Below are 3,883 nucleotides of genomic sequence, written 5' to 3' on the forward strand. Positions count from 1 at the left end.
GCTACGAGCAGCAGCACGCACCCGCCCACTGAAATTCACAACCCACCCCTTATCGGACTGTCCGAAAAAACTTGACCACGACAATTGCAGCTCGGTCGAGATTTCCAGGTCTTGCAGCCGTTGCAGCGTGACCGCATCGAGTCCGTACTGGCTGCCGATGTGGCCGTAGATCTCCTCCAGCGTGATCTCCCCCTGCGTGCTGCTTTCGCGCACCTGCAGCTCGGCCTGGAGCCGGATGCGGGAGAAGTCCTCGACGCGTCCATCCGCCACCCGGGCTGCTGCGGGATCCAGAAAGCGATAGAGGTCTGCGGGGGTCTCGGTGGGGCGGCGCAACAAGGTGTCGAAGACATCGAAGGAGATGGCCTTGATCCCTGGCTCTGCACAGGCTTTCGTGAAGCGGCTCCGCTCCCGGTGCGACGCGGCGAAGGATTCGTTGCCGCCGCCCAGATCCTTGGCGGCCCGGCCCGCGTTGAAGCGGACCATCAGATCCTGGTTGTAATCCGGGTCGATTTGATGGAAGGGCACCAGGGCGTCGATGCCGGTCCGACCGGCACGTCGACGCGCGACCAGTTCCTCCAGCAGAGCTGTCAGGAAACCGGCGTCCTCGACGACGCGGCGAGCCAGCACCTGATGCCGGCCCAGCATGAAGCCGAGCGTCGCATCCTGTTCGCGCTGCAGCACATCGAAGGGCTCGGTGCCGCTGGCGTGCGGAGCCAGGAAGGTCGGCTGGATGACCCGCAGGCGTCGATGCCAGACCATCGCCTGCAGCGCGACGGATGACGAGCAGGTCACGACCTCGTCGACCAGGCTGGTCAGGTATTGAGAAATTCCGGGAATGCGATCGAATTCCGGGCGATGGATCAGGTTGGGCCATCTGGAGCGCAGCTGAGTGCTCAGCTCCGGGGTCAGGATGGCATCCTGGATCTTGGGGGTGATGTACTGCGTGACCACCAGACCGGCCTCGGGGTCGGCGCGGTTCAGTACATGCAGCAGGAATTCGGCTTGGCTGCCGAAGCCTGTGTCCGCCATGAAGGCGTAGTGAGCCGAGACCTGCAGTGGCACCAGTTGCAGGGATTTCCAACGGCCCGAAGCGTCAAGATCCCGTCGCCTGAAGGGCTGCAGCTCTGCCATCGTGCTGCGCGAGATCTGCTTGAAGGTCTCGACCAGCTCCCGGATTTCGCTGCCGGAAGGCTGGTTGCGGATCGTGTCAGCTTCAGTGAAGAGCGTGCCGTGGCGAAACAGCCCCTGGGGGTCAAAGGTCACCGTATGCGGATAAGGCGCTCGGCTGAAGGCGCCTGGCATCTGGTGGACGATCAGCGTATCCGGATACATGCGCTCCAGGAAAGGCACCGGCGTTTCCCACAGCAGGATGCAGTCATAGGCTTCGGCCAGCATCGATCGGAGGCCTGCCTGAATGTGCTGCGTGAGCCCGTGCTCGGGCTGCTGGTAAAGCGTGACGCTGGGGTCGGCTCGACCTGCGCCCAGCGTGAGGCAGGCGGCCGCATCCAGATCGATCACCCGGATCCGGGAATCGATCAGTGCGCGGGCGCCCGCCATAAGCTCGGGCAGGACGAGATCGACCTGGAAGCCCACCCCCGCCAGGATATTGGCTTGGGGAATCAGATGCTTGCGCAGGCAGTTTTGAAAGAAGAATGGATCGCCGTGGGCGAACCATGGGGGAATCCAGAACAGGGTCTTCATGGTCTACATCCTTATTCGCTTCACAGCCCCAGCGCCACCTTCGCCACCACCGCGATCTGGTAGAGCACCTGCGTGATGCCGCGCGCCACCTCGACCCGCTTGGTCTCGGCCCTGGGCAGCACCATCAGCTCGTCGCCGGGCTCCGGGACGATGTCGCCGCGGGACTCGACGACGGTGCCGTTGCGCCTGAGCAGCAGCACCCGGCTGGTGTCGGCCTGCTGGGACGGGCCGCCGGCCAGGCGGAGGTAGTCGTCGACGCGGCGTGCCGGGTCGTGGCCGATGGCCATCGGGAACAGCACCTCGCCATGCACCGCCACCTGGGCCGAGCGCTCGGGCACGAACAGGGTGTCGCCGTCCTCCAGCGGGGTGTCGCCGGCGCGGGTCGGGTCGGGCAGCACCAGCTGGCCGCGCGGCTCGATCTGGCGGGCGCGGCCCGTGAACTGCAGCACCAGCTCGGCCTCGCGGCCGCGCAGCTGGGCCTCCTCGTTGGTGGCCGAGCGGGCGGTCAGGGCCTGCGCCTCCAGCCGGTCGAGTGCCTGGCCGAGCATCTCCTTCTGGCGCTGCGCGATCGAGCGGCGCTGCAGCTGCAGCGCGGCCAGATCGGCCAGCGGCGCCGGCCGCAGCCGTGCCAGCGCGTCCGACAGCCGCGCGCCGTAGGGCAGCACGACGGTGCGCTCGCCGCGGTGCGCGCCCTCGATGCGCACCAGGATGGTCCCGGGCATGCGGTCGGCGGTGAAGCTGACCTCGTCGCCGTCGTCCAGCAGCACCGCGCCGGCCTCGGCCAGCGGGTGATATTCGCTGCGGCGCTCGGGGCCGCGCTGGCGCACCACCGCCATGTGGGTCGCGCCGGGGCGCGGGCGGGCCAGCGCCATCAGCGCCGCACCGTGCAGGCGTGGGCCGTCGAACTCGAAGGCGCAGGCGTTGGCCGCCTCGCCGCTGACCTTCACGCTGGCGCGGCGCGGTGCCACCAGCAGCGTGTCGCCGTCCTGCAGCTGCAGCGGCTCGATGCGGCCCTCGAGCAGGAAGCGGTAGAGATCGATGCGCCCGCGCAGCTCGCCGGCGCGCAGCAGCTCGACCGCCAGGAAGCTGCCGCGCTCCGGATCGATCCCGCCGGCCAGATCGAGGTAGCGCAGCACCGAGTCCGACGACAGTCCGCCATACAGGCCGGGCTGGCGCACGAAGCCGGTCACATAGACCTTGACCGGCTGCGCCGCCTCCAGGCTGGCATAGCTGTGCACATTGGCGCGGTAGGTGCGCCGGACCTGCTCGCGCACCACCGCGTCCAGCTCGGCATTGCGCACGCCCTGCACCCGCACCGGGCCGATGCTCGGCAGGAAGAGATGGCCGCGCGGATCGACCGCCTGGGTCGCGTCGAGGCTGAAGGCGCCCCACAGCCGCAGCGTCACCCGATCGCCCGGCGCGATGCGGTAGTCCGGATTGAAGCCGCCGAGCGACTGCTGCGCGAAGCGCCCGCCGAAGAGCTGGCTGCCGAAGACCGGCGCGCAGCCGGCGGCGGTCGGCTGCGGTGGCGTCGATGTGGCGGATGGCGCGGGTGCGGGCGTCTGCGCGCCGGCGCCCGGCGGCGTCAGCAGCAGCAGCGTCATCGTGACCAGCAGCGCGGGCAGGGTGACAGGCAGGAGATTGCGGTTCATGGGCTTCTCGCTGGCGGTGCTGTTTCGGTCAGACCCGGTCAGGCCGGTCAGTCCCGGTGTTCCTGGACGGTGGCCACCGTCAGGCGCACGATGCCGTAGAGCACCACGCAGCTCAGCAGCAGCGTCAGCAGGCTGGCGGCGGCATGCGGATACTCGGCGCGCTCGGGCCGGGTGGGGGGCTCGATCACGACCAGGTTGCGGACCTTGCGGCCGGCCTCGATGCGCATCGCCTCGACCGAGCCGAGCGCGCTGCGCTGGCGCGCCTCGGCCAGCGCATGGCGGGCCTTGAGCTCGTGGAACTCGGCGGCGAGGCGGTGCAGTGCCTGCGCGCTGTCGGGCTGGCGGCCCGCGCGGGTGGCCAGGCGCGACTCGCGCTCGATCTGCAGCCGCAGCGCCGCGACCTGTGCGCGCAGCGTCACCAGTTCGGCCGCATCCGGATTCAGGTAGTGTCGTGGTCAAGTTTTTTCGGACAGTCCGATAAGGGGTGGGTTGTGAATTTCAGTGGGCGGGTGCGTGCTGCTGCTCGTAGC

At 68.8% G+C, this 3,883-nt stretch carries 2 protein-coding genes and 1 pseudogene; all 3 read right to left on the minus strand.

Going from position 1 to position 3,883, the window contains the following annotated elements:
* Positions 1-1,701: pseudogene (locus tag NFT33_RS16085) on the minus strand (hypothetical protein); the annotation flags it as partial.
* 20 nt (positions 1,702-1,721) lie between these two features.
* Positions 1,722-3,353, minus strand: coding sequence for a polysaccharide biosynthesis/export family protein (locus tag NFT33_RS16090; protein WP_251676866.1), 1,632 nt, complete (start codon positions 3,351-3,353; stop codon positions 1,722-1,724).
* A gap of 47 nt (positions 3,354-3,400) precedes the next feature.
* Positions 3,401-3,772 carry a hypothetical protein gene (locus NFT33_RS16095; RefSeq protein WP_251676868.1) on the minus strand — a complete coding sequence of 124 codons (372 nt, stop codon included), beginning with the start codon at positions 3,770-3,772 and terminating at the stop codon, positions 3,401-3,403.
* Positions 3,773-3,883: the final 111 nt, after the last annotated feature.

The organism is Sphaerotilus sp. FB-3 (assembly GCF_023706025.1).
Lineage (GTDB): Bacteria > Pseudomonadota > Gammaproteobacteria > Burkholderiales > Burkholderiaceae_C > Sphaerotilus > Sphaerotilus sulfidivorans.

Excerpts from the sequence above, each read along its gene's own strand:
- NFT33_RS16090 (WP_251676866.1), bottom strand. The coding sequence starts at position 3,353 with ATGAACCGCAATCTCCTGCCTGTCACCCTGCCCGCGCTGCTGGTCACG.